Raw genomic sequence first — 26,039 nt, 5'->3', positions numbered from 1 at the left:
AAATTGCTTACTTTTGGTCTTAAAATATTACGGCTAAAATAACAAATGTTTTTAGAAAATACAATTAATCATTCCAAACAAAGCGGTTGGATGGAAGTTATTTGTGGCTCTATGTTTTCAGGAAAAACCGAAGAGTTGATCCGAAGACTGAGAAGAGCTGAAATGGCGGGGCAGAATGTGGAAATTTTCAAACCCAAAACCGATACAAGATATTCTGATGAAGATGTTGTTTCGCACAATAAAAATAAAATCCGAAGTACTGCAGTAGAAAATCCTAATGAAATTATTCTTCTGGGGTCAAACTGTGATGTGGTAGGAATTGATGAAGCGCAATTTTTTGATGAAAGCATCGTTGAAGTTGCTAATCAATTGGCAAACAGTGGAATTCGAGTAGTCATTGCAGGTCTGGATATGGATTTTCTGGGACGACCTTTCGGACCGATTCCTAATCTGATGGCAACTGCAGAATACGTGACAAAAGTGCACGCCATCTGCAAAAGGACAGGAAATCTCGCTAACTACTCCATGAGAACTTCTCAGGGAAATAATTTAGTTGAATTAGGAGAAACAGAAAGTTATGAAGCGGTAAGCCGTCGAGTTTTTATTGAAGAAGTACTTTCTAAGAAGAAATAATGATTAATTTAGACTGAGTTTAAGGTTTAGGTTAAATTTAAATTCGTTTAAACCTAAAAGTTTTTCTTTAATAAAATAATTGCTGAAAATCTTTTGCTGCGCTGAGCTTGTCGAAGTGTTCTTGCGCCTTAAAAACATAATTTAAATAAAGCTTCGCACCTTTGCGATCTACCAGAATACATCAGACACAAAATATAAGCAGATAGGGCACCAATGAATTATACAGTACAACAAATTGCAGAAATCACCAGTTCAGAAATTATTGGTGATAAAAATCTATTAATAAAAAACATAGCTTTTGACAGCAGGATTATTTATTCAACTAAAAATGCTGCTTTTATTGCAATTAATACTCAAAAAAATTCTGGTGAAAAATTTATAGAATCGGCTGTTGACAGAGGAATTAATGTCATTATTTCTCAACATCAATATCCACAATTTGAAAATGTAACTTGGATTATTGTGGAAAATTCTGTGGAATTTCTTCAGAAACTGGCAAAACATTATTTCGAAAAATCAAACTTAAAATCAATTGGAATTACAGGAAGCAATGGTAAAACGATTCTCAAAGAATGGCTCTATCAATGCTTATGGAATGAATTTCCGACCGTGAAAAGTCCGAAAAGTTTTAATTCTCAGATTGGTCTGCCACTTTCTTTGCTTCAGATTAATTCAAGTCACCAATTAGGGATATTTGAAGTGGGGATTTCGATGCCAAATGAAATGCAGATTTTGGAAAGTATTTTCCATCCGCAAATTGGTTTAATGACTCACATCGGAACCGCCCACGCAGCAAATTTCAAGTCTGAAGAAGATTTAATTAATGAAAAAATAAAGCTTTTCAAAAATTCTGAAGTTATCATCTTCAATGGCGATAATCTTTTGGTTGACAGAAAAATAAGAGAAATTTATTCAAGTAAAAAATTAATATCTTACGGATTCAAAGAAAATAATGATGTCTTTTTTAAAAACAATATCTCAAGAAATGAAGATGTTGTTGTTACTTATTTTGACGAAGAAATTACCTTCCCTGTTCATCAGCGCGATGAAGCCACTTTAACGAATGCTTTAGCGCTGATAACCGTTTTAAAAGAACTCAACATCAGCAATGATAAAATAGTCGATAAAATCAACGCTCTGAAAGCCGTAGAAATGCGACTGGAAGCTATCGAAGGAATTAAAAATAATATCGTTATCAATGATTCTTTCAATCTGGATCTCGATTCTTTAAAGACTGCGTTACAGTTCCTAAATGAATATAAAAAATCGAAAAAATCGCTGGTTTTAACAGATATCATCGGTGTAAATGCAAATTCTCAGGAATTGTATGAAGAAGTTTCAGAATTGGTCAACGAGCAGAATTTTGAAAATTTATTTCTAATTGGTGAAGAAATTACTCAGTTTAAAGATTTATTTAAATCTAAAACCTACACTTTTGTTAACACTCAGGAATTAATTGATAATAAATATCTTACAGAAATCGAAAATCAAATTATTCTTCTGAAAGGTGCAAGAAAATTTGAGATTGAAAAACTGAAAGATCTATTAGAACTCAGAAAACATGATACGGTTTTAGAAGTAAATTTAAATGCTATTCTTCATAATATCAATTACCATAAATCTCTGCTGAAACCTTCCACCAAAATGATGGCAATGGTAAAAGCAAATGCTTATGGTTTAGGAAGTTATGAGATTTCCGAGTTTCTTCAACATCATCACATTGATTATTTGGGAGTTGCGTATGCAGATGAAGGTGTTGAACTTCGCAAAAAAGGAATTACTACTCCAATAGTTGTGATGAATCCTGAGCAGCACAGTTATGATACAATCATTCAGTACAATCTTGAGCCGGAAATTTACAGTTTCAGGGTTTTGGAATTGTTCTACGAGGCAGTACAGAAATCAGGTTATGATAAAAAATATCCTATCCATATAAAACTGGAAACCGGAATGCATCGCCTTGGTTTTAAGGAATATGAATTAGACCAATTAAGCCAAAGTTTAGAATATAAAAATCTGAAAGTTCAGAGTATTTTCAGTCATTTATCGTCTGCTGATGTTCCGACCGAGAAAGAATTTACTTTAAAACAGTTAGAAATATTTGAAAAAAACTCAAGTTATTTAATTGAAAAACTACGTTATCAGACTCTCAGACATATTTTAAACTCGTCAGGAATCACCAATTACAGCAACCATCACTACGATATGGTAAGAATCGGAATTGGAATGCTTGGCGAATCTGCAAATATTGATATTCAGAAGCAGCTTCAGTCAACGGTCAGTTTTAAAACGGTAATTTCTCAAATTTCTTTAGTTGAAAATGGAGAATCTGTAGGTTACAGCCGAAAATACAAGACAGATCATTTAACAAAAATCGCAACCATTCCAGTAGGATATGCAGACGGAATTCCGAGATTAATCGGTAATCAAATCGGAAACGTAGGCATCAACAAAACCCTAGCACCCATTGTCGGAAACATTTGTATGGATATGATGATGATCAAAGTAGATAATATTCCCAATGTAAAGGAAGGTGATACTGTCACGGTTTTTAACGCTAAACCAAGTCTCAAAGAATTTGCAGAATACTGCAAAACGATTACTTATGAAGTTTTAACCTCAATTTCTCCTCGTGTGAAAAGGATTTATATAAAAGATTAATTATGCAGAAACTCCTTGTTCTTTTATTCGTATTTCAATTGCTATTCGTCCATTCGCAGGTGAAAAAGGGTTTGGTCATTCCAAAAAATCCAAAAATTGGATTATCACTTGCCGGAGGTGGAGCGAAAGGCTTCGCACACGTTGGTGTTTTGAAAGTTTTAGATTCCTTGGGAGTAAAAGTTGATTATATATCCGGAACCAGTATGGGAGCTATTGTCGGTGGATTATATGCTTCAGGATACACTGGAAAAGACATCGAAAAAATCGTGATGGATACTGATTTCTATTCTTTAATCAGAGATCCAAAATCCCGGACAGAAAGTACATTCTTTAACAAATCAGTAGATAAATATCTCTTATCAATTCCTTTAAAAAACGGGAAAATTAATCTCCCCTCTTCCATAAGTTCCGGGCAGAAGAACGTATATCTTCTGAAAGAACTTTTTAAAAATGTTTCAACGATTGAAGATTTTTCAAAATTACCAATTCCTTTCATGTGCGTTGCCACCAATCTGGAAAGTGGAAATATGCAGATTTTTGAAAAAGGAGATCTCGTACAGTCGATTATGGCGAGTTCTGCATTTCCATCTTTAATGGATCCTGTGAAAATTGGAGACAGTATTTACATTGACGGAGCCATGACGGTCAATTATCCTTCAAAACCTTTGAAAGATAAAGGCATTGACATTGTAATTGGTGTAGATTTAAATCAAGATCTTTCAAAAAGAGAAGATTTAAACAACATCATTTCAATTTTGAATCAGGTGATCGACTTCGGAATTCAAAAAGACACAAGACGTCAGTATAGATTCACCGATATTAATATCAAACCGAATTTGAAAGGAATGACTGCAACAAGCTACGATGAAAAGAAAAAAATTCTGGACAGTGGTTTTGTAGAAGGTTTAAAGTACACGAATATTTTAGATGATTTACCTAAACGTACATTTGACCGCCTTAGACAGCCCGTAAATCCTATCTATTCTAATGTCTATAAGATTGACAGCATTGATTTGATTGGGAGCAGAATTTACGGTAAAAACTATGTTTTAGGAAAGATGGGGCTTCGTCTTCCATCAATGCAAACTTATGGAAGTGTGAATAAAGGGATTGATAAATTGGTAGCAACAAATAACTATCGTTTCATCAACTACGACATCATAACTGAAAACAACATTAATTATCTGAAATTATATGTGACGGAAGATGATGCCAGACATTTTTTAAAGTTTGGTCTGCATTACGATGAAATCTTCAAAACGGGATTACTTCTTAATTATTCAGCAAAAAGATTATTGTTCAAAAATTCAAATTTATCCTTGGATGTTGTCGTGGGTGACAAACCTAGATATTACTTGAACTATTTTGTAGATAATGGATACATTCCGGGATTCGGGCTTTACTCTTCGGGGATGAGCTTTGATTTGAAAGGAAATAATAATATCAACGTCGATAAATGGCAATGGCTTAGAAACGAAGTTTACATTCAGTCTGTCTGGAAAGATAAATACGCTGTCGGAGCCGGACTAAGCCACGATTATTTCGATGCTGAAATGAACGGTGCCAACAAGAGATCGAATAGATTTTTGAATCCTTATGTCTTCTTGAAAAGCGATACGCAGAATGACAAGGACTTTCCAAGAAGAGGGTTTTACTTAAATGCTGAAGGAAAAGTAATCGATCTGCTAAAATCTGCTGTCGACAAAAGAGTGGTTCAGGTAAAAGCGGATATCAGAATCAATATTCCTTTATCTAAACAATTCAGCTATCACCTTAATTTATATGGCGGAGTAACCATCGGTGAAAATCTTCCGGAATATTATCAATACAGGTTAGGTGGAATTTTCGAGCAAAATGTGATCAATTTCAAAACATTTAATGGCTTCTATTTCGCACAATTAAATAGCAATAATGTCGCTCTAATTTCAAATGATCTTCAATTTAAATTTTATAAAAACTTTTTCCTGAGCGGAAACTTCTCTTTTGCCAATCTATCGGATGATATCAGTTTCGAAGACGCAGTAAAAGTAAATTACAGCTCTGTAGGAATCATGGCAGGTTATAAATCTCCTTTCGGACAGATTAAATTCAACTTCAGCCATTCACTTAAAAATAATCAAAAAGGTATATTCAGTGTTATTTTAGGGCACTGGTTTTAAAACAATGATACAATTCTTTTACGAAAACTTACCAGAATCTGTCAATACAGATTATACAAAATGGCTGGAAGAAATCATTCTTTCAGAAGAAAAAAAACTAGGTGATATTAATTACGTATTCTGCGACGATGAGTATTTACTCAAAATAAATCAGGATTATTTACAGCATGATTATTACACCGACATCATCACTTTCGATTCTGTGAAAGGCAAAACAATAAGCGGAGAGATTTTCGTATCTTTGCAGCGCATTTCAGACAACGCTTCTACCCTATCCAAAAACTACGAAGAAGAATTAAGAAGAGTCTTGGCTCACGGTATTTTGCATTTGTGCGGTTATAAAGATAAATCAGAAGAAGAAGAACATGAAATGCGAAGTAAAGAAGACTTTTATATTGCAAAATATAATTAGGAGCTAATTCCCGCTGTCCGCACTCGCTTTTTTTCTTTTTCAAAGAAAAAAGAGCTCAAACAAATGCTACCATCGGGGCTAGAAACCACGGAATACAGGCACTTTTAAGCCTTATTTCGATACAATGTTTCACGTGAAACATTTATACAGGATTTAAAAATTTAAGGCTTAAATAAGCAATTAAAATGATTTCAGAAATATATGATGTAATTGTAGTAGGTGCAGGTCACGCTGGTTGTGAAGCTGCTGCCGCTGCTGCCAATTTAGGTTCAAAAACTTTATTGGTTACCATGAATATGCAGACTATCGGACAGATGAGCTGCAACCCGGCAATGGGTGGAATTGCCAAAGGACAAATCGTAAGAGAAATAGATGCAATGGGAGGTTACTCCGGAATTATTGCTGATAAATCTGCGATACAGTTTAAAATGCTGAACCTTTCAAAAGGTCCTGCCATGTGGTCTCCCAGAACGCAGAACGACAGAATGCTTTTCGCAGAAGAGTGGCGTTATGCATTAGAAAACACTCCCAATCTTGATTTCTTTCAGGATATGGTAAAGAGCTTAATTATAGAAAATAATAAAGCAGTAGGTGTTGTAACTTCTCTAGGAATTGAGATCAGATCAAGTTCAGTAGTTCTTACCAACGGTACTTTCCTGAATGGTTTAATCCACGTTGGTGATAAACAATTAGGCGGTGGAAGAATGGGCGAACCAAGAGCTTTCGGAATTACCGAACAATTGGTTTCGTTAGGTTTTGAAGCTGGGAGAATGAAGACCGGTACTCCACCAAGAGTAGACGGAAGAAGCCTCGATTATTCTAAAATGGAAGAACAAAAAGGAGATGAAAATCCTCAAAAATTCAGCTATTTAGATACTCCAAAATTAACTAAACAATTAAGCTGTCATATTGTTTATACCAACGAAGCTGTACACGATATTTTACGTGAAGGTTTTGACAGAAGTCCAATGTTCAATGGTACAATTCAAAGTTTAGGGCCAAGATATTGTCCAAGTATTGAAGATAAAATCAACCGTTTCGCAGAGCGCACAAGACACCAGCTTTTCGTAGAACCGGAAGGTTGGAGAACTGTGGAAATCTATGTAAACGGATTCAGTTCTTCTCTACCTGAAGATGTTCAGATCAAAGCAATGAAACATATCCCAGGGTTTGAAAACGTAAAAGTATTCAGACCAGGCTATGCTATTGAATATGACTACTTCCCTCCTACCCAGTTAAAGCATACTTTAGAAACTAAACTGGTTGATAACTTATATTTTGCCGGCCAAATTAACGGAACTACAGGTTATGAAGAAGCTGCCGGACAAGGCTTAATGGCAGGTATTAATGCTCACAATAAGGTTCATGAAAAGGATGACTTCATTCTTAACAGAGATGAGGCTTATATCGGCGTTTTAATCGATGATTTGATTACCAAAGGTACTGAAGAACCCTACAGAATGTTTACTTCAAGAGCTGAATACAGATTGCTTTTAAGACAAGATAATGCAGACATTAGATTGACTGAAAAAGCATATAATTTAGGTTTAGCAAAAGAGGAAAGAGTAAAAAAGGTTGAAGAGAAAATTATTAAAAGTCAGGAACTTGAAGCTTATCTTAGAGAAACTTCTTTAAAGCCGGGAATTATCAATCCTATTTTAGAAAGTATAGAAAGTAATCCTGTAGATCAGGCTTACAGAGCTTCTCAATTTCTTACGCGACCTAATATTACCTTAGATAAACTTGATTTGATTGACACTATCAAAGAGTTTACATCTCAATTTAGCGATGAAGTAAGAGAACAAGCTGAAGTTAATATCAAATATAAAGGCTATATCGAAAAGGAAAAAGAGAATGTTGCTAAGCTGAACAGACTTGAAAATGTAAAAATTCCTGAGGATTTTGATTACATTAAAATCACAAGTCTTTCTTCGGAAGCAAAGCAAAAAATGAATAAAGTAAGACCTAAAACTTTGGCTCAAGCAGGAAGAATAAGTGGTGTTTCTCCGGCCGATATTAACGTTTTAATGGTCTATTTAGGACGATAAATCAATTATGTTTCACGTGAAACATTTATAATAAACTAAGGTATTTAGAGGCTTAAAAACTTTTCTGAATACCTTTATTTTTAAAATACAATAATCAAAATGAAAATAAAAGATCATTTTCTTTCTCAGGAAATATTTGAAATACAAGAAACGGAAACCAAAGGAGTTTTTAAAACCTCCCCTATTCCATCCAACATTTCTAAATACTATGAAAGTGAAGATTACATTTCTCATCACCAGGACTCAGGAAGTTTAAAAGAAAAACTGTATAAATTTCTGCAATCTTTCAATCTTCAATACAAGAAAACTATTCTGATTGATAGAATAAAAAAGAATTCTAAGGTATTAGATTATGGTTGCGGTGCAGGAGAATTTGTAAAATTTATTGAAAATGATTTTGAAACTTATGGATTTGAGCCAGATCCTGATGCTAAAAATGCAGCAACAAATAAGGTCTCAAAAGCAAAAATAATAGCAAATATTAATTTAATTGAAAATGAAAGCTTAGATGCAATTACGCTATGGCATGTTTTTGAACACATCGAAAACCAAAGTGAAATGCTTTCAATCTTTCATTCAAAATTAAAAGAAAAAGGTTTATTGATTATTGCAGTTCCCAACCCTACTTCTTACGATGCAAAACACTATAAAGAATTTTGGGCAGCTTATGACGTACCAAGACATATCTACCATTTCTCTAAAAATGGAATGGAAAATCTCATTTCAAAAAATCAAAATTGGAAAATGAGAAAAATTAAACCTTTGGTTTTAGATTCCTACTACATCTCGATGTTGAGCGAAAAATACAAAAAATCACCCCTATTTTGGCTAAAAGCAGTCGTGCACGGAACGATTTCTAACGTAAAAGCATTATTTTCTAACGAATTTTCAAGTTTGATATACATTATCGAAAAAAAGTAGAAAATCGATTTTTAAGCCATTTCTGAAAGCCAATTTTCTCCATATTCACATAAAAAACAAAAAACTCAGGAAATTATCCTGAGTTTTTTAATTAAAATTTTATAGAGTTTAGAACTTATAAATATTTAAAATAAGATTCTTCTTATTTTCATCATTACTCTATTACTAATTGATATCATCAATAACGAATTAATATTTTCAAATAATTTTAATACGTCATGTTTTGACGCTGAGACCAATTATTTTTGTTTCAAATAAAATAAACAATTTTTATGGAAACAATTTACACAACGACAACGACACCAAAAGTTTTGGTAACTCACAACTCATTATCAAAAGAAATTTTAAATTATGTAGAAGTAACCGAAAATTATGATGGAAGTCCAATTTCTTCAACTTTCAATGGGATTGGAAAAATTTATACACAAGATCCTACGAGTAATAAGTACTATAGAGCTGTATTTCATGATAACGTAATTAATTTAAACAACTTTATTGACCGCAGCGCCAATAATGGAATACCTAACATTACAGAATTACTAAAGTTTGTTATAAAAATAGCATACAAAGCATCATCTACTAATGAAGGATTTAGAGAACCTTTAAAAATAAAAATTCCCTCAGGAAGATTTAAAATAACAGATACAATTCTTGATTTAAATTCTGGTGTATTTAATGGGAAATTTATATTTGAAGGAGAGGGATTTCAAAATACTGTTATCCTTTTTGAACCTGATTCAGATAAATTTTTATTTGACAATGAAGATATAATTGGATTTACTACATTTAGTAATATAGGATTCATTTCAGATCATAAAGGTAAATTTATGAATGCGAAAGTAAATTTAAGTGGAACAGCTCAATCATTAATATTTTCAGATTGTTCTTTTGAAAGATTTAAAACAATTCTTGATGTATCAGGAGATACAATGATGTCAGAGATAACCTTTAGAAATTGTAAAATATTAGCCACAGATCAAGATTCGATTCTTTTTAAATTAAATAATCCACAAGCAGTAAATTGGAGATTTTACTCAACTGAAATTGAAAGTGTATCAGGAATAGTATTTGATTTCTATGCAGGGATGGCAATATCATATTTTCAAGGCTCAATTATAGGTAATGAATCTACTGATAATGTAATTTTTAAGGTCAACAGTAGTGCTGATCCAAATAAATTCGGTCATACAAACAACCCAAACTTACAAATGTACGGGGTAAGATTTGAAATTAGAGGTAACACAAAACTTATTAAAATTGATAATGATGATGTAGACTTTTCAGCAAAATTTGATAATTGTGGTCTAGGAGGTTTTGGAACCAATCCTTCAAATTATGCCATTGATATTAAATCAAAAGGTAGTTTTATTTTTGATAATTGTGGTAATTATCAAAACTTTAGATTTAAACATCATGTAAGAAACGCTGATGCTTACTTAAATCCAGCAAAAATTAAATTTATCAATTCATGCCCAGATTTGGACTTAATCAATAATGGATTTTGCAATGAAGTTGTTAATACAGGAGGATATCCAATTTATATTTTCGAAAATTGCGGGCTTAACTCATACTACAGACCTTTCGGAAGAGATACTTTCTTTTTAAACGATGATTCTTATAAAATCAGCAAGAAAATTATAAGCAAAGGGCACAGAAATAATGGCAGCGAAGTAATTGGTATTGTGCAGGATAGAGTATATGCAGATCTAGGACCTAATACACTTGGTTATAAAGAACTTGTATCTTTCAACATTCCAAATGTCCCAATCCATACTATCAAAATTATTTTTGATAAAGCTTGGCAAGGAGGTTATGGAGGCTTGACCTATAATGTTAGGGTATATAATACAGATAAATCTATTGAAATAGCATCAGGAGTATTAAATACCTATAATAAATTGGAACTTATTGATAATCGAGGTTATTTTGTAGCAAATAATGATCAAATTCATATTGAAGTAGAAAGTATAGGAAGTTGGAGCCAAACTTTAGGCGTAAAAGTATTTTTAGTAGTAGAATATTAAAACATTAACGGGACTCTATTTGGAGTCCCATTAATATTATACTTAATTTTTTATTTATTAATCGCAGCAATACCCGGAAGTTCCAAACCTTCTAAACTTTCCAACATCGCCCCTCCTCCGGTAGAAACATAACTTACTTTTTCAGCGTAACCGAATTGCTTAACAAACGCTACACTGTCGCCACCACCTACTAAAGAGAAAGCTCCCAATTTTGTAGCTTCAGCAATACTTTCACCTAAGGCAACCGTACCGGCAGAGAAATTTGACATTTCGAACACACCGATTGGTCCGTTCCAAAGAATTGTTCTTGAGTTTAGTAAAACATCATTGAACTGCTCACGAGACTTTGGCCCGGCATCCATTCCCATCCAACCCTCTGGAATTTCATAAATATCTGCCTCTTTTCTATCTGCATCATTACTGAAACTTTCAGCAATAATAGTATCGGAAGGAAGATAAACTTTCACATTATGTTCTTTTGCTTTACCCAAAATTTCTAATGCTAAAGGCAATTTATCTTCTTCAACCAATGAATTTCCTATTTTACCTCCAAGAGCTTTAATGAAAGTAAAAGCCATCCCTCCACCGATGATTAAATTATCAACCGCAGGTAAAATATTTTCTATAATGGTAATTTTAGTTGAAACTTTTGATCCTCCTAATATCGCTGTAACAGGTTTTTCACCGCTTTTTAAAACTTTATCAATCGCTTTTAACTCATTAGCCATCAATAAACCGAAAAATTTAGTTGAATTAAAATAATTGGCAATTACAGCAGTAGAAGCATGTGCTCTATGAGCTGTACCGAATGCATCATTCACATAAGCATCTCCTAATTTCGAAAGCTTTTCAGCAAAAGCCTCATCGCCTTTTTCTTCTTCATTATGAAAACGTAGATTCTCCAATAATAAAATCTCGCCAGCTTTAAGTTCTGCAGCAGCTTGCTCAGCCTTCTCACCTATCGATTCTTCTACAAATTTAATCTGATGACCAAGAACATTAGAGACTTCTTCTACAATATGCTTCAATGAAAACTCATCTTTAACTTCACCCTTTGGTCTACCTAGGTGTGTCATTAAAATTACAGAACCTCCGTCATTAAGAATTTTTTCAACGGTTGGTTTCACTGCTGAAATTCTTGTGTTATCTGTAACTCTCAGCTGGTCGTCCTGAGGTACATTAAAGTCAACTCGTACTAAAGCTTTTTTATCTTTAAAATTGAAATCACTGATTGTTTTCATATGCTGATTTAATATTTTTATTTTTTTTGAAATCGTTTTGATGAATTGGTTCTTGTCTCTTCTCAATTCATTTCGATTCACAGATATTTTCTAATTTTTGTTTCACAAATGTAAGATTTTAAACTTTTGCAAAAGATTCAAAAAGACAAAAGTTTTCAAAAAACTTCCCACAAACCCATCACTCACCAATCAACATTAATTTCTTTATAGATAAAAAAAAGAATGATAGTTGTTGTTGAGTGTTGTGAGTTTCGGGGATAACTTTTATGTTAAAACTTCATAACATACAGTCTGAATTCAATTCATATTTAATTAACAATGTAAATCATTGAGCATCTGATAAATTTAAGACTTACTCACAAATATTAGTAACTTTTGAACAATGTTAAATATTAGTTTCTTCAGTATGGAGAAATACCAGATTTCTGACAGGAAAGTTTTTTGAAGTTATGATCATTATTTTTGGAGGCAACTTTCAGTAATGTTTTATTTTGATTAGGAAATATTTAGTTCAGAAAAGTTTTCCACAGTTATTCACATTGCTTTTCACATTTTATGAGTGAGTAAATCACATTTTGTGAATAAAAGGCTATTTTTGTTTGATAAACTGTAGAATATAATGAAAATCAATGTACTAGCTTTCCTATTGGTTGCATTTAGCTGTTTCGGACAAGAAAATTTCGTGGTAGTGACCGCCAAAACGAAGGAAGCAAAAATATTTTTTAGCGGCGGAATGATCAAAAAAACATTTTCTGCAGATGTTCTCTCTGGAAAAAATTACATTATTATAAAAGAATTTGGTAGAAATTCAGGTGTAGAAACTTCGGCATTTATGCCAGATAAAAAAATTAATGTTTTAAGAGTTGAATCTTATAATGATAATAGTTATTTGTACGCAGATAAATTGGGGAAGAATTCTGAAACCGATCAGCTTATAGACAGTATTGATTATTATAAAAAGGTACATAAGAATTTTGAGCAGGAACTTGCTTTAGTGAGAAATTCCATTGGAATTATTCAGAAAAATCAGACGTTGGGCGATCCTAATTCTACCGAGATTTTAAAAATGATTGATTTTAACAAATCTCAGTTGAAGGAACTTTACAAGGAAGAAGGTGTTCTTAACTATAAAATCAGTACTTATCAAAATAAAGTTTCACTTTTGGAAAATAGAAGAAATATGTCTTCCCGATCACAGGGAAATGCAAATATTATAATACTCCACGTATCGAGTGAAAGGAAGCAAAAAGTGAATTTTGAGGTCAGCCAGTATTTGCATGATGCAAGCTGGAGACCGCATTATATTATCAAGTCAAATGGCATTCAGTCTCCTTTAAAAATTTCTTACAAAGCGAAAATTCGTCAGAATACCGGATTAGAATTCAGAGATTTTCCTGTTAAATTAGTTAATGGAAGTTTTAGTGCTGACGAAAAACCTTACGAGCTAGACCGTTGGTTTCTGAGGACTGAAAGAGATGTGCATGTTTCTAATCAAGCTTTCCGGAGCCCTTACGAGAAAAGTAATTCATCAGTTCAAATGATGATGGTTGCCGATAAAAGTTCAAGAGTTACTCAAAAAGCCATGAAAACTGAGATTAGTTTGGATAAAAGTGCAGTCATTCCGTCTGATGTAGAAGTCACAGAAGATGTTGATGAATTTGAAGTGACAACCAATTATAAGTATTTTACTACTCCAAAACTAGAAAACAAGACTTACCTTTTAGCGTATATTAAAGATTATTCGAAGTATAATTTACTTCCTGGAAGTGCTGATATTATTGTAGAAGATACGCAGATAGGCTCGGTGAGTATCGATACCAATCAACTTTCAAGTGAAATGTTGATAAGCCTTGGTAGTGATTCTAACATCCTCACAAAAAGAGAATTGGTGAAAAAAGAAAATAAGAGCTTAGGAGATAAGGTAAAACAGGAAGTTTATCAATATGAAATTACAATTAAGAATAATAAGAATATTGCAGTGAATCTTGAGTTGAAAGATCAGATTCCACTTTCTACCGATGAAAAGATTAAAATTGAAGCTTTAAATCCTGATAAAGCCAGTTATGAAGCATCAACAGGGTTTTTAATTTGGAATATTGATGTAAAACCTAATGAAACTAAGAAGATTAATTTCGGATTTAACGTAACTTTGCCTGAAGATTTAATAACAATAGATATAAAATAAAAATGAAAAGAAAAATAGCTATTGCCGCAGACCATGCCGGTTTTGAGTATAAAGAAATTTTAAAAAAACATCTTCAAGAGCAGTTTGAAGTACAGGATTTCGGAACATTTTCTACCGATAGCGTAGATTATCCGGATTTTGTGCATCCTGCAGCAACTTCTGTTGAGAATGGAGAAAACGAATTGGGAATTCTCATCTGCGGAAGCGGAAACGGAGTTCAGATTACTGCCAACAAACATCAGAAAATAAGATGTGCATTGTGTTGGATGCCGGAAATTGCAGAATTGGCAAGACAACACAATGATGCCAATATGATTTCTATCCCGGCTAGATTTATTTCTAAAGAAGTAGCGATAGAAATTGCTAATAAGTTTCTGTCTACCGATTTTGAAGGTGGAAGACATCAGACCAGAGTTGATAAAATAGCATTCTGCTAAGTCATAAAGGCTTGTGATTCAGTTTGCAAGCCTTATTTATTTTTTATTTCTTATATTTGCGTTATTAAACAGAAATTACCAATCTGTTTATTTCCATTTGAACCTATAAAATTCGAAAGATATTATTAAAAGGTTTTTCTCTCCTCTTCTCCTTTTTTGTATTAAATTTATACAAAACTAAAATTTCAATTATTATAAAATGATTGGAACAGAATTTAACTCATTATCAATAAAATATAAACCTCGTACCAATGGTACGATAAAATAATAAAAGAATTATCAGAGAAATTTGATAATTGTATTAAAATTTAAAAGAATAAAATGCCAAAAAAAAATAAATACATAAGTCAGAAAAATGACTCAAAACTCTTGGAAATTGGAAGACTGATTCTCCGTTTTATGAATCAGAACCAAACCAAAATATACAATTACAAACAGATTTCAGACGGAATTGACTATAAAAATCCGAGACAGCGTGAGTTGGTCATCCAATCTTTGCATAAGCTCTTAGCAAACCAAAGAATCAAGGAAACTGAAAAAGGAAAATTCAGCATTAATCTTAATATTGAAGGAACTTTAACAGGAATTATCGATTTCAACCAAAGTGGAAACGCTTATGTAACAGTCGAGAATTTAAAAGATGATGTTTTCGTTCATGCAAAAAATGTGAAAGATGCATTGCAGGGAGATAAAGTTCTTATCGTTACTTACAATTTTAAAGGAAAGAAAATGGAAGGCTCTGTGCTGGAAGTTTTAGAAAGAAGCCGGACAGAGTTTGTAGGAACTTTCCAGCTTGTTCCACACAAAGAATTTGGGTTTGTAGTTTGCGATAAAAAGACGATTAACACGGATATTTTTATACCAAAAGGAAAAATTAACGGTGCGGAAAACGGAGATAAAGTCGTTGTAAAAATGCTTGAATGGAAACCTGGCGACAAAAATCCTGATGGTGAAATTATAAAAGTTCTTGGAGCTCCGGGAGAACACGAAACAGAAATTCACTCTATTTTGGCTGAATACGGTTTGCCGTATAATTTCCCTGAGGAAGTCGAAGCAGATGCAGAAAAAATCGACAGAAGAATTACCGAAGAAGAGGTTGCGAAGCGTAGAGACATGCGAAAAATCTGCACGTTTACCATTGACCCGAAAGATGCAAAAGACTTCGATGATGCTTTATCTATCCAAAAATTAGATAACGGAAATTGGGAAATCGGAGTACACATTGCCGACGTTTCTCATTATGTAGTTCCGGGAACAATGCTGGATGATGAAGCCTATGAAAGAGCAACTTCAGTCTATCTGGTTGACCGAGTTGTACCGATGTTGCCAGAAATTTTGAGTAATGACGTTTGTTCGCTTCGTCCAAATGAGGATAAATTCACGTTCTCAGCGGTTTTTGAGATGAATGATAAAGCTGAAGTGGTGAATGAATGGTTCGGTAGAACTGCCATTCACTCAGACAGAAGATTCACCTATGAGGAAGCTCAGGAAAGAATTGAGACTCAGGAAGGCGATTTAACAGAAGAAATTCTGACACTAGACAGACTCGCAAAAATCATGCGTGACCAGAGAATTAAAAACGGTGCGATTACCTTCGACAGAAGCGAAGTTCGATTTAATTTGAATGAAAAGAGTGAACCGATTGGGGTTTACTTTAAAGTCAGCAAAGACTCAAATCATTTGATTGAAGAATTCATGCTTTTGGCGAACAGAAAAGTTTCTGAATTTGTTTCTCTTAAAAAAGGAAGACCAAACGGAAATACCTTTATTTACAGAGTTCACGACGATCCGGATCCGGCAAAATTAGAAGCTTTACGAGATTTCGTTTCGACTTTCGGATACAAAATGGATCTGGCAAACACTAAAAAAGTTGCCGAATCTCTGAATAATTTACTTTCTGAAGTAAAAGGAAAAGGTGAGGAAAATATGATTGAAACTCTGGCAATGCGAAGCATGAGCAAAGCGGTCTACTCTACCGAGCCAATCGGTCACTACGGTCTTGGGTTTGATTATTATTCACACTTCACCTCTCCTATCCGTCGTTATCCAGATTTATTGGCGCACAGATTACTTCAGCATTATTTAGACGGCGGAAAATCTCCCGATAAAAATGAATTAGAAGAAAAAGCTAAACATTGCAGCGCCAGAGAACGTTTGGCAGCCGATGCAGAAAGAGATTCCATCAAATTTATGCAGGTAAAATTCATGGAAAAACATTTGGGAGAAACTTTCACTGGTGTTATTTCGGGAGTTGCAGAATTTGGTTTCTGGGTGCAGATTCCTGAAAACGGTGCTGAAGGTTTGATTAAATTACGTGATTTGATGGATGATTCTTATACGTATGATAAGTCGACACACGCTGTTTACGGTTCAAGAACGGGTAGAAAGTTTCAGCTGGGCGAAGAAGTTCAGATCAAAGTGGTAAAAGCCAATTTAATTCAAAAGCAATTAGACTTTAAGATTGTTGATTAAATTTTAAAAATAAATGATGAAAGACTGTCCTATGTGGCAGTCTTTTTTGTTTAAAAAAGTTTTTATCATACGATTTAGATTTAAAAAATTCATTTTTGCAGACAAATAGAAATATAATTTTTAAATTTGGGATAGAAACAATTTAAATGTTTGAACTCGTATTATCGGCCGTTGGTCTGGGCTTTATGTTGAGCCTGGTTTTCATTGGTCCTATTTTTTTCCTTTTGATAGAAACCAGTTTTACAAGAGGTCCAAGACATGCTTTAGCACTTGATTTTGGCGTTATTACAGCAGATTTACTGTGCATTATAGCAGCCTATTATGCAAGTGCAGACATTGTAAGTCTTATTGATAAACATCCCGGTTTTTATAGAATAACATCTATTCTTATTCTTTCGTATGGAATTGTTATGCTGGTAACCAAAACCAAAATGCATTTACCCGGCGAAGAAAAAATCATCAGTCAGAACTACATAAAAACATTCCTTAATGGTTTTCTGCTAAATATTTTAAATGTAGGAGTCATACTTTTCTGGTTACTTACGGTTATTGGTGTGAGAAATCAATATCCGGATACCGGAACTTTGATTTTATACCTAGCCATCGTGATAATGACCTATCTTTTAATAGATTTGGCTAAAATTTTCTTATCAAAACAATTCCACGATAGATTGACTCAAAAATTGGCAAACAGTATCAGAAAAGGTGTTGGTATTGTGCTTATTATTTTCAGTTTCTTCATATTTCTGCAAAGTTTCAAAAAGTTTAATCAGTTTGACAAAAGATTAGAAGAAGCAGAAAAGAAAGAATTAAAATACAAAAAAGATCAATAGATCAGTCTGACATAAATAAAAACATCAATTGAAAAATGAAAAAAATATTTCCAAAATCTCTTAAAAAAGGCGATAAAATTGCCATCATCTCCCCTGCCGGAGCCGTAGAACCCGCTCAGCTTGAGAAGGGAATTAAATTAATTAAAAGCAAAGGTTTTCAACCAGTGTTAGGTGAAAATCTCTACACAAAATTTTCAAACGGTTACAATTATGCAGGAACTGAAGAGCAGAGAACCAAAGACATCAATTGGGCATTAAACGACTCGGAAATTTCTGCGATTTGGGCATCTCGTGGAGGTTATGGATGCCAGCATTTAATAGAAAATTTAAATTTAAAAGGTTTTACAAAGAATCCGAAATGGTATATTGGATATTCTGATAACACAGTGATACAAAGTTATTTGTTGAAAAAAGGTTTCGCTTCGATTCACGGACAAACCATTAAAACCTCAAGTTTCGGAGTGACTGATGAAAGTTATGACCTAACTTTTAATATTCTGAAAGGAAAACCTTTAAAATATACTTTAAAATCGAATCATTTTAATAAAGAAGGGAATGTGGAAGGCGAATTGGTTGGAGGAAATTTAGCTTTAATTTATGCACTTTTAGGAACGAAATACTCTTTTGATTTTAAAGATAAAATTTTATTCATCGAAGATATTGGCGAAAACTTTTATGCACTCGACAGAATGATCATGAGCTTAGAATTAGCCGGAATTTTCACAAAGATAAAAGGCTTAATTATTGGCGGAATGACCAATATGGGTGACGAAAAAGAAAACAAGCAATATGAAGAAAGCTTCGATGAGTTTGCATACAAATTAATTTCAGACAGAATTTCAAAATATAAATTTCCTACAGTTTTTGCATTTCCAAACGGGCATATTCATAACAATATTCCTTTGATTTTAGGTGCAGAAGTTTCTTTGAAAGCCGGAAAAAATGTATCGTTAACTTTTAAATAGAATAATGTTTTACTCAAAATTTGTACTCGCATTTTTCTTGATTTTAGCTGGAGTGATACATTTCGTAAAGCCTCTGATTTTCATGAAAATAATGCCGGATTATATTCCGATGCATCTGCAGATGGTTTACATCAGTGGCGCAGTAGAAATTTTGTGTGGTATTCTCCTCCTTTTTCCCGAAACTCAAAAGTTGGGAGCTTATCTTTGTATCGCTTTATTCATCGCAGTTTTTCCTGCAAATATTGAGATGGCAAAAAAGTTTTATCAGGTTCATCATAAATATTTTTGGCTCACGGTTTTGAGACTTCCTTTACAGATAGTTTTGATTTGGTGGGCGTACCAGTTTAGAAAGTAAATAGATTTATTATGGATAAAATAATTCTTTCTTATCATTATAGTCCGGGTTTTTATGGAGAATTTATACTTAAAGATTTGGAAATATTAGATTCATTTGACTACTCTATTAAGTATTTTTGGTACTTTGATTCAAAGCATTTTCCTGATAATGAATTTGAAAGAAGACAGCAAAGAAGATTTACAAAAATCAAAGACAGTTTACCAAAGGAACTTGAAGAAAAACTTCAGAAAATATTAGCTTCAAAATTCGAAATTATTAAACCAGAAGTAATTAAGTCTGATAAAATTGAGTATGCTACATCAGCACATCCTAAAAGTGAATATTATAAGATTAATATTCAAAATGTAGATGAAATTGTGCATATTCCGTATGATATTTCTCAAATTCTAATAGGTGACGGGAAACAATTTTTTTTGGATTTTCATACTGAATTACAATCCTGGCTTGAAAAGGAATTTGAAATTGCTTCTGAGGGAAAAGCTTATAGATTTAATAAAAAGTAAATGGCAGATCACAACGACCTTGGCAAGAAAGCAGAAGATCTAGCAGCCGAATATTTAGTAGAAAACGGCTATAGAATTTTGGTGCGAAATTTCAGGTTTAAAAAAACTGAAATTGATATTATTTCTGAAAAAGACAATTTGATTATTGTCACAGAAGTGAAAGCCAGATCAACCGATTTTTTTATTCTTCCACAAGAAGCTGTTACAAAAGGAAAAATCAAGTCAATTGTTACGGCAGCCAATCATTTTATGGAAGAATTCAATAAAAATCAGGAAGTGAGATTTGACATTATCTCTGTGCTCCCTGACCAAAAAGGAAATTTAATAGTAGAACAAATTCCGGATGCTTTTCAGGCATTCGATGCTAATTAATATCGCTGCATGCTTTTAGCTATTAGCCAATTGCCGCAGCCAAATGCTAACAAATATATATGAAGACAATACTCATCACCGGAGCCACATCCGGAATCGGAAAAGCCACTGCAGAGCTTTTTGCACAACAAGGAAACAGAATCATTATTTGCGGAAGACGACCTGAAGTTTTAGAATCTGTAAAAAAAGAATTGTCGGCTTTAACCGAAGTTTTTAGTTTAAAATTTGATGTTAGGAATCTTGAAGAAGTTGAAAATGCCATCGCATCACTTCCTGAAGAATGGAAAAGCGTTGATGTTCTCATCAATAATGCAGGAAATGCACATGGTTTAGAGCCGTTATCAGCCGGAAGTACCAACGACTGGGATTCTATGATCGACGGTAACGTAAAAGGCCTTTTATACGTCTCAAAAACGCTTATCCCGATGATGAAAGAAAGAAATTCTGGACAAATCATCAATATCAGTTCTGTAGCCGCAAGACAGACTTATGCGAATGGTGTAGTATATTGTGCGACCAAAAAGGCAGTCGACGTCATTTCTGAAGGAATGAGAATTGAGCTCACGGAATTCGGTATCAGAGTGACCAATATTCAGCCGGGAGCTGTGGAAACAGATTTTTCTTTGATTAGATTTAAAGGAGATCAGGAAAGAGCTGCGACTGTGTATGCGGGTTATGAAGCTTTAAAAGCTGAAGATATTGCCGATGCTATTGCTTACTGTGTAAATGCGCCTCAGCATGTGACGGTTTCAGATATGACGATTTATCCGAGCGCTCAGAGCGAACCAAGAACGATTTATAGAAAAGGATAATTTGAAATGGTTTAATTTGAAAATGAAAATTGTTTCTTTCTTTTTTATATTTTTCTTTGTTTTTGGATATTCTCAACAATATTCAAAGCAGGAGAAAGTGGTTTTAATTCAAGCCAAAAAGCTTGATTCTCTGATGAAGAATAATGACATTTCAATTGTAAATTTATTTACCAAAGACGTTTCTTTCGGACATTCAAACGGCTGGGTTCAGAATCTAGATGATTTTAAAAAAGATTTTATTTCAAAGAAAGTTAGCTACAAGGAAATCAGTCAAACTGAAGTTTCCGAAATTAAAAAGTTTAAAAATACCGTCAGTCTCAGAAGAACCATTAAAGTTGCGGGTCTTTACGAAAAATATGATTTTCAAATGAAACTCGCAGTGCTTGAAATCTGGATTAAAAAGAAATCTGAATGGAAATTGTGGAGCCGCCAAAGTGTGGAAATAAAACAATAAATTTGTTATAAAACGAACAAATAATGAACGAAGATTTTCAGAAATTTTTAATTTATCAAACGCCAAACAATGAAGTTAGGGTCGATGTTTTTCTGCAAAATGAAACGCTTTGGCTGACTCAAAAAGCAATGGCAGTTTTGTTTGATGTGACAAAGTCTACGATTAGTGAGCACTTGTCAAATATCTATGCTTCCAATGAACTTTTAAAGGAAGCAACTGTTCGGGAATTCCGAACAGTTCAAACTGAAGGTGAAAGAAATGTTACCAGAAATATCGAATATTATAATCTAGATGCCATTATTTCTGTAGGTTACAGAGTAAATTCAGCAAAAGCAACGCAATTCAGAATTTGGGCAACGCAAACTTTGAAGGAGTTTATCATCAAAGGTTTTGTGATGGATGATGAACGCTTGAAGCAGGGACAAACCGTTTTTGGTAAAGATTATTTTAAAGAATTATTGCAGAGAATCCGTTCGATTCGTTCGAGTGAAAGGCGAATTTATCAACAAGTCACAGACCTATTCGCCGAATGCAGTATTGATTATGATAAAAATTCTGATATTACGAAAAACTTTTATGCAACGGTTCAGAATAAATTTCATTTTGCCATTACCGGAAAAACTGCCGCCGAAATTATTTATAAAAACGCCAACAGCGAAAAAGAAAATATGGGCTTGACTACATGGAAACATTCTCCAGATGGAAGAATTTTGAAATCTGATGTTGTAGTTGCTAAAAATTATCTCGCAGAAAAAGAAATTCAGCAACTGGAAAGAACGGTGACAGGTTATTTTGATTATATCGAAGGTCTGATTGAAAGGGAAAACACCTTTACAATGGAAGCTTTGGCGGAAAGTGTTAATAAGTTTTTAAATTTCAACGAGTATAAAGTGCTTGAAGGAAGTGGTAAAGTTGCTAAAATTGTTGCGGATAAAAAAGCAGTCACAGAATACGAAACATTCAATAAAACCCAAAAAATAGTTTCTGATTTTGATAAAGAAATAAAAAAACTTGGAAAGAATCTTTAAGCTTCTAAAATTTCGTATTTTTTAAAATGCCAAAGAGCAAAGGATTAGACTTTTACATTTTGTAAACTTTTGAAATGCTTTCATTCAATCATTTCTTTTGGTACTTTTGCGGTAGAAAAGAGAGTTTTGTAATGATCTCTTGTTTAAATTTAATTCAATGAAAATATTATATCTCGAAACTTCCTCAAAAAACTGCTCAGTCGCCATTTCAGATGATGAAAAGCTGCTTTGCGTGGCAGAAGAAGTTTCAGAAAACTATAAACAATCGGAAAGTCTACACTCATTTGTAGAATGGGCTTTGGAAGGTGCCGAACTTTCGGTAAAAGATATTGATGCGGTTTGCCTTGGAAAAGGTCCTGGTTCTTATACAGGTTTGCGAATCGGAGCAGCTTCAGCAAAAGGTTTTTGTTATGGTTTAAAAATTCCTTTGGTAGCTGTCAATTCTTTAGAAAGCATGAAAGAGCCTTTTTTAGGCCAAAACTATGATTTGGTTATCCCTTTGGTCGATGCAAGACGGATGGAGGTTTATACCGCTGTTTATGATGGAATAACAGGAGAAGAACTTCTTCTCACAGAAGCCAAGGTTTTAGATGAGAATTCTTTTGAAGAATTTAAAGATAAAAAAGTGATATTTGTGGGTGACGGAGCAAAGAAAGCGAAAGAGATTTTGCAACTTCCCAATGCTGAATTTAATAAAGATATATACCCTTCTGCTCAATATTTAGTCAAGAAAACTTTAGAGAAAATTAAAAATAAAGACTTTGAAGACATTGCCTATTTTGAGCCCCTTTATTTAAAAGAATTTCACGGAGTTAAAAAGAAAAAAAGCGAAGAATAATCTTCGCTTTTTTGTTTATTTTTTCTGAGCCGGAACCGATGCAGGTTGAAGCTTTTGAATATTATTATTCATCATATCCGGCTTCTTAGGAACACCGCTTTGAATAGCGTTATTTACCGGTTGTGAACTGTTTGGTAACGGATTGTTTTGATTTCCGGGAGCTGTGATATTCTGAGATTGTGTAATATTATTTTGTGATGGCTGACCGAATGCACCTGAATTTTGCTGAATATTCTGAGTGTTTTGCTGTACAATATTTCCCTTATTATCGGTTGACTGAAATGCGATATCACTTTTCAGATAATTAAGCATTTCTTTTGCTTTTTCACCCTCAGGAGTTTTTCCATAGTTGAGAACAATTTGTTCCAACTGTAAAATCATCACCTCTTTCCCACTTGATTTTCCTGCGTTGAATGCATTCAAAAGATAAAGTTTAGGTACAAGTGCGTCTTTAGGATTTTTTTGAATGGCCTGATCTAGTATGGCTTGACTTTCTGTAAACTTTTCAGATTCAAATAAAGCGTATGCGGTTTTGTAATCATTTTCCATCTCTGGAGACGACTTTACAAACGTATTATTTTTAGGATTTCTGGCAAATTCTGCATACGAGCTGTAAGGATAATCTGTCAGTAAAATCTGTTTTGCTTTTGCTGAAGCCTGAGGATTTTTCTCATGATTCATTGCGAAAATTTCGTACAAAGCCTGCAGCATTACCTTTTCTTCCGGTTTTACGTCTACCAGGTCATACAAAGTTTTTGTAGCTAATGGAGTATTGGTAAAATAGTTCTGATACATGATTCCAAGACCTAATGAAGCGGTGTCTCTGTCTTTTTTCAGCTGAGATAATTTTCCGGCATCACTTGGTATTTGCTCAATATAATAGGCCGGCTCAAAACGTCTTGGGTTGGGTGCCGTGCTTACTCCCAAAGCTTCATTTTTCATATCTTCAATCGAAGCCATTTTTTTAGAATAACGCCAGTTATCTACCAAAGCTCTTTCACCCCAGATTTGCTTAAAGGTTGAAGTTCCTTTGCTTACAGTTCCTGTATTTCCGTAGTAAAAACCTTTGGTTGCAGTTCCAAAATCTTCAAAAGAATTTGAGCTGTTGGCAAATATTGAATTGGCATTATAGTCTCCGGTATCAAAGCCTTTGCTTCTTTCTGCACGAATTCTTTCCAATTCTTCTTTAGCTTCTTTCGCCTTTAATTTTTCGATATGTTTAGCAAAATAATCTGTTTTCTGAGGTTCAGACATTTTAGCAATCGCCAGAATACTGTCGTTTTTTCTTATTAAATAGTAGTTTTTTGAAATCTTTTTGATGTTTTCAGACTGATCTTTTAACAGAACTTTTGAAGGCTCATAAGTCATTGTAGCCAATGCAGAATCGTAGTATGCTCCTGCCCCTATGTAATCGTTCTTATCTAAATATCTTCTTCCGATTTCATAATAAGTAAGACCTCTTACCTGCGGATCTGAAACTTTTTCTAAAAGAGATTTTCTGAAAAACTCTTGTCCTTCATCGGGTTTTCCCGCTTTTGTAGCCATTAAGCCTAATGCGTAATAAAACTCGTTTTTTCTTGAAGCATAAGTTCCTTTTTTGCTTATATCTTCTAAGTATTTTCTTGCGCCCGCATAGTCTCCTTTTCCGTTGAATGTTTTAGCAATCTCGATTTGAGATTTTACCTCAAATTCAAAGTCATTCGCATATTTGTAGGCTGCTGCAAAGCTTTCACGGGCAGGCTCGTTTTTTCCTAACTCCGATAAAACCTGACCTCTTAAAAATGCAATTCTGCTTTTCAGTTTTCTGTTTCCGTTAAGTTCAAAAGCACGGTCTAATTCTTTTACTGCTTCTTCTTTTTTTCCTGCATCCAATAAGGATTCTGAATAATAGATGCTTAAAAGCTTGTCATGATCTTTACTGATTTTTTCACTTTTCAATTTAGCGAAAACCTGATCAGATTTATGATAATCTTTTAGCTGTGCGTATGCTAAACCTTCATAGACGTGTGCTAAAGGAAGTCTTTTGTCTTCTTTCATGTGGGTGAAAACGTAATTCAGTGCATCCAATGCCTGTCTCGATTTTCCCTGATAAATACGTGATTGAGCAAGAATAATATATGCATCAAAAATAGTTTTATTCTGCTCTTCTCCTTTTCTGATTACGGAATATTTCCCGATTGCTTTCAAGGCCTTTGCTTCTGCAATTTCAAGTGCAGTTGCACCTTTATTTTCTGGTTGATTATTTGGATCTTGAGGCATTCCCGGTCTTCCGCCTGGTCCGTTTGGAGGCATTCCCGGCGCAGTTCTTCCTCCTGGTGACGACGGCCTGTTGACTTCTGCCATTTTCATAGAATTTTCTGCGAAAGCAGAAGATTGTCCGAGGTCACTTCCTATCGGCTGCTCTTCATACGTGAGAATAGGAATGTGTGGCGCATAAAAATTATCTTTATGAGCTTTGTCTCTGTCTGTAAATTCACTGTTCAATGCGTCTTTAGCATTAAAGAGTGTATTGTAATATGTCGAAAATCCTTTTAAAAACTTTGATCTGGCTTCCGGTTTTTTCACTTTCGTTCCGCAGGAAACAACGATAATCGCCGTCAAAAGGAATATAATATTCTTTTTCATTATTCAATATAACTCGCTAATCTGCTTTTTATTATCAAAGCATTTTGATGATTCTGTA

Annotated in this window: 21 protein-coding genes; 19 read left to right on the top strand and 2 right to left on the bottom strand. The window is 33.8% G+C overall.

What is annotated here, in order from left to right:
- The first annotated feature begins 45 nt into the window (after nucleotides 1–45).
- From LNP04_RS11305 to LNP04_RS11275, 7 genes are all read left to right on the top strand, one after another.
- Nucleotides 46–633, top strand: coding sequence for a thymidine kinase (locus LNP04_RS11305; protein WP_229983074.1), 588 nt, complete (start codon nucleotides 46–48; stop codon nucleotides 631–633).
- A 213-nt stretch (nucleotides 634–846) separates the two neighbouring features.
- Nucleotides 847–3,294 (top strand): bifunctional UDP-N-acetylmuramoyl-tripeptide:D-alanyl-D-alanine ligase/alanine racemase, encoded by a 2,448-nt coding sequence (locus LNP04_RS11300; RefSeq protein WP_229983073.1) that lies wholly within the window; start codon nucleotides 847–849, stop codon nucleotides 3,292–3,294.
- Nucleotides 3,295–3,296: 2 nt separating this feature from the next.
- On the top strand, nucleotides 3,297–5,453 hold the full coding sequence (locus LNP04_RS11295) for a patatin-like phospholipase family protein (RefSeq protein WP_229983072.1): 2,157 nt from the start codon (nucleotides 3,297–3,299) through the stop codon (nucleotides 5,451–5,453).
- Nucleotides 5,454–5,457: 4 nt separating this feature from the next.
- A complete protein-coding gene (ybeY, locus tag LNP04_RS11290; RefSeq protein ID WP_229983071.1) occupies nucleotides 5,458–5,865 on the top strand; it encodes an rRNA maturation RNase YbeY in 408 nt (135 codons plus the stop codon).
- 185 nt (nucleotides 5,866–6,050) lie between these two features.
- On the top strand, nucleotides 6,051–7,913 hold the full coding sequence (gene mnmG, locus LNP04_RS11285; protein ID WP_229983070.1) for a tRNA uridine-5-carboxymethylaminomethyl(34) synthesis enzyme MnmG: 1,863 nt from the start codon (nucleotides 6,051–6,053) through the stop codon (nucleotides 7,911–7,913).
- 99 nt (nucleotides 7,914–8,012) lie between these two features.
- Nucleotides 8,013–8,834, top strand: coding sequence for a class I SAM-dependent methyltransferase (locus tag LNP04_RS11280; RefSeq protein WP_229983069.1), 822 nt, complete (start codon nucleotides 8,013–8,015; stop codon nucleotides 8,832–8,834).
- A gap of 272 nt (nucleotides 8,835–9,106) precedes the next feature.
- Complete coding sequence (locus LNP04_RS11275; RefSeq protein WP_229983068.1) at nucleotides 9,107–10,858, top strand: hypothetical protein; 1,752 nt, start codon at nucleotides 9,107–9,109, stop codon at nucleotides 10,856–10,858.
- A gap of 50 nt (nucleotides 10,859–10,908) precedes the next feature.
- On the opposite strand, the gene LNP04_RS11270 is transcribed toward LNP04_RS11275, so the two are convergent.
- Nucleotides 10,909–12,099, bottom strand: a complete 1,191-nt coding sequence (locus LNP04_RS11270) for a phosphoglycerate kinase (protein ID WP_229983067.1) — start codon at nucleotides 12,097–12,099, stop codon at nucleotides 10,909–10,911.
- 619 nt (nucleotides 12,100–12,718) lie between these two features.
- Here LNP04_RS11270 and LNP04_RS11265 point away from each other — a divergent pair.
- The 12 genes from LNP04_RS11265 (at nucleotide 12,719) to tsaB (ending at nucleotide 23,356) form a co-directional block, all read left to right on the top strand.
- Nucleotides 12,719–14,284: a DUF4139 domain-containing protein gene (locus tag LNP04_RS11265; RefSeq protein WP_229983066.1), complete on the top strand. Its 1,566-nt coding sequence runs from the start codon at nucleotides 12,719–12,721 to the stop codon at nucleotides 14,282–14,284.
- A 2-nt stretch (nucleotides 14,285–14,286) separates the two neighbouring features.
- A complete protein-coding gene (gene rpiB, locus LNP04_RS11260; RefSeq protein WP_229983065.1) occupies nucleotides 14,287–14,721 on the top strand; it encodes a ribose 5-phosphate isomerase B in 435 nt (144 codons plus the stop codon).
- A 321-nt stretch (nucleotides 14,722–15,042) separates the two neighbouring features.
- The gene (gene rnr, locus LNP04_RS11255) at nucleotides 15,043–17,193 is read left to right on the top strand and encodes a ribonuclease R (RefSeq protein WP_229983064.1); all 2,151 of its coding nucleotides are present in this window, start codon (nucleotides 15,043–15,045) and stop codon (nucleotides 17,191–17,193) included.
- A 146-nt stretch (nucleotides 17,194–17,339) separates the two neighbouring features.
- Complete coding sequence (locus LNP04_RS11250; protein ID WP_229983063.1) at nucleotides 17,340–18,026, top strand: LysE family translocator; 687 nt, start codon at nucleotides 17,340–17,342, stop codon at nucleotides 18,024–18,026.
- Nucleotides 18,027–18,061: 35 nt separating this feature from the next.
- On the top strand, nucleotides 18,062–18,991 hold the full coding sequence (locus tag LNP04_RS11245) for an LD-carboxypeptidase (RefSeq protein WP_229983062.1): 930 nt from the start codon (nucleotides 18,062–18,064) through the stop codon (nucleotides 18,989–18,991).
- Nucleotides 18,992–18,995: 4 nt separating this feature from the next.
- Entirely contained in the window at nucleotides 18,996–19,346 is a 351-nt protein-coding gene (locus LNP04_RS11240; RefSeq protein ID WP_229983061.1) for a DoxX family protein, read from the top strand.
- An 11-nt stretch (nucleotides 19,347–19,357) separates the two neighbouring features.
- Nucleotides 19,358–19,852, top strand: a complete 495-nt coding sequence (locus LNP04_RS11235; RefSeq protein WP_229983060.1) for a hypothetical protein — start codon at nucleotides 19,358–19,360, stop codon at nucleotides 19,850–19,852.
- On the top strand, nucleotides 19,853–20,224 hold the full coding sequence (locus LNP04_RS11230) for a YraN family protein (protein WP_229983059.1): 372 nt from the start codon (nucleotides 19,853–19,855) through the stop codon (nucleotides 20,222–20,224).
- A 59-nt stretch (nucleotides 20,225–20,283) separates the two neighbouring features.
- Nucleotides 20,284–21,036: an SDR family NAD(P)-dependent oxidoreductase gene (locus LNP04_RS11225; RefSeq protein WP_229983058.1), complete on the top strand. Its 753-nt coding sequence runs from the start codon at nucleotides 20,284–20,286 to the stop codon at nucleotides 21,034–21,036.
- 22 nt (nucleotides 21,037–21,058) lie between these two features.
- Nucleotides 21,059–21,490, top strand: a complete 432-nt coding sequence (locus LNP04_RS11220; protein WP_229983057.1) for a nuclear transport factor 2 family protein — start codon at nucleotides 21,059–21,061, stop codon at nucleotides 21,488–21,490.
- Between the two features lie 23 nt (nucleotides 21,491–21,513).
- The gene (locus tag LNP04_RS11215) at nucleotides 21,514–22,518 is read left to right on the top strand and encodes a virulence RhuM family protein (RefSeq protein ID WP_229983056.1); all 1,005 of its coding nucleotides are present in this window, start codon (nucleotides 21,514–21,516) and stop codon (nucleotides 22,516–22,518) included.
- A 157-nt stretch (nucleotides 22,519–22,675) separates the two neighbouring features.
- Nucleotides 22,676–23,356: a tRNA (adenosine(37)-N6)-threonylcarbamoyltransferase complex dimerization subunit type 1 TsaB gene (tsaB, locus tag LNP04_RS11210; protein ID WP_229983055.1), complete on the top strand. Its 681-nt coding sequence runs from the start codon at nucleotides 22,676–22,678 to the stop codon at nucleotides 23,354–23,356.
- A 15-nt stretch (nucleotides 23,357–23,371) separates the two neighbouring features.
- On the opposite strand, the gene LNP04_RS11205 is transcribed toward tsaB, so the two are convergent.
- Entirely contained in the window at nucleotides 23,372–25,981 is a 2,610-nt protein-coding gene (locus tag LNP04_RS11205; protein ID WP_229983054.1) for a lipopolysaccharide assembly protein LapB, read from the bottom strand.
- Between the last annotated feature and the right edge of the window lie 58 nt (nucleotides 25,982–26,039).

The sequence above is a fragment of the Chryseobacterium sp. C-71 genome (genome assembly GCF_020911865.1).
Classification (GTDB): domain Bacteria; phylum Bacteroidota; class Bacteroidia; order Flavobacteriales; family Weeksellaceae; genus Chryseobacterium.
Note: the sequence above shows the minus strand (reverse complement) of the source record. Positions and strands in the feature narration are given on the sequence as shown.

Coding starts and splice junctions, on each gene's coding strand:
- LNP04_RS11305 (WP_229983074.1), top strand. CDS start 46: ATGTTTTTAGAAAATACAATTAATCATTCCAAACAAAGCGGTTGGATG.
- LNP04_RS11300 (WP_229983073.1), top strand. CDS start 847: ATGAATTATACAGTACAACAAATTGCAGAAATCACCAGTTCAGAAATT.
- LNP04_RS11295 (WP_229983072.1), top strand. CDS start 3,297: ATGCAGAAACTCCTTGTTCTTTTATTCGTATTTCAATTGCTATTCGTC.
- ybeY (WP_229983071.1), top strand. CDS start 5,458: ATGATACAATTCTTTTACGAAAACTTACCAGAATCTGTCAATACAGAT.
- mnmG (WP_229983070.1), top strand. CDS start 6,051: ATGATTTCAGAAATATATGATGTAATTGTAGTAGGTGCAGGTCACGCT.
- LNP04_RS11280 (WP_229983069.1), top strand. CDS start 8,013: ATGAAAATAAAAGATCATTTTCTTTCTCAGGAAATATTTGAAATACAA.
- LNP04_RS11275 (WP_229983068.1), top strand. CDS start 9,107: ATGGAAACAATTTACACAACGACAACGACACCAAAAGTTTTGGTAACT.
- LNP04_RS11270 (WP_229983067.1), bottom strand. CDS start 12,099: ATGAAAACAATCAGTGATTTCAATTTTAAAGATAAAAAAGCTTTAGTA.
- LNP04_RS11265 (WP_229983066.1), top strand. CDS start 12,719: ATGAAAATCAATGTACTAGCTTTCCTATTGGTTGCATTTAGCTGTTTC.
- rpiB (WP_229983065.1), top strand. CDS start 14,287: ATGAAAAGAAAAATAGCTATTGCCGCAGACCATGCCGGTTTTGAGTAT.
- rnr (WP_229983064.1), top strand. CDS start 15,043: ATGCCAAAAAAAAATAAATACATAAGTCAGAAAAATGACTCAAAACTC.
- LNP04_RS11250 (WP_229983063.1), top strand. CDS start 17,340: ATGTTTGAACTCGTATTATCGGCCGTTGGTCTGGGCTTTATGTTGAGC.
- LNP04_RS11245 (WP_229983062.1), top strand. CDS start 18,062: ATGAAAAAAATATTTCCAAAATCTCTTAAAAAAGGCGATAAAATTGCC.
- LNP04_RS11240 (WP_229983061.1), top strand. CDS start 18,996: ATGTTTTACTCAAAATTTGTACTCGCATTTTTCTTGATTTTAGCTGGA.
- LNP04_RS11235 (WP_229983060.1), top strand. CDS start 19,358: ATGGATAAAATAATTCTTTCTTATCATTATAGTCCGGGTTTTTATGGA.
- LNP04_RS11230 (WP_229983059.1), top strand. CDS start 19,853: ATGGCAGATCACAACGACCTTGGCAAGAAAGCAGAAGATCTAGCAGCC.
- LNP04_RS11225 (WP_229983058.1), top strand. CDS start 20,284: ATGAAGACAATACTCATCACCGGAGCCACATCCGGAATCGGAAAAGCC.
- LNP04_RS11220 (WP_229983057.1), top strand. CDS start 21,059: ATGAAAATTGTTTCTTTCTTTTTTATATTTTTCTTTGTTTTTGGATAT.
- LNP04_RS11215 (WP_229983056.1), top strand. CDS start 21,514: ATGAACGAAGATTTTCAGAAATTTTTAATTTATCAAACGCCAAACAAT.
- tsaB (WP_229983055.1), top strand. CDS start 22,676: ATGAAAATATTATATCTCGAAACTTCCTCAAAAAACTGCTCAGTCGCC.
- LNP04_RS11205 (WP_229983054.1), bottom strand. CDS start 25,981: ATGAAAAAGAATATTATATTCCTTTTGACGGCGATTATCGTTGTTTCC.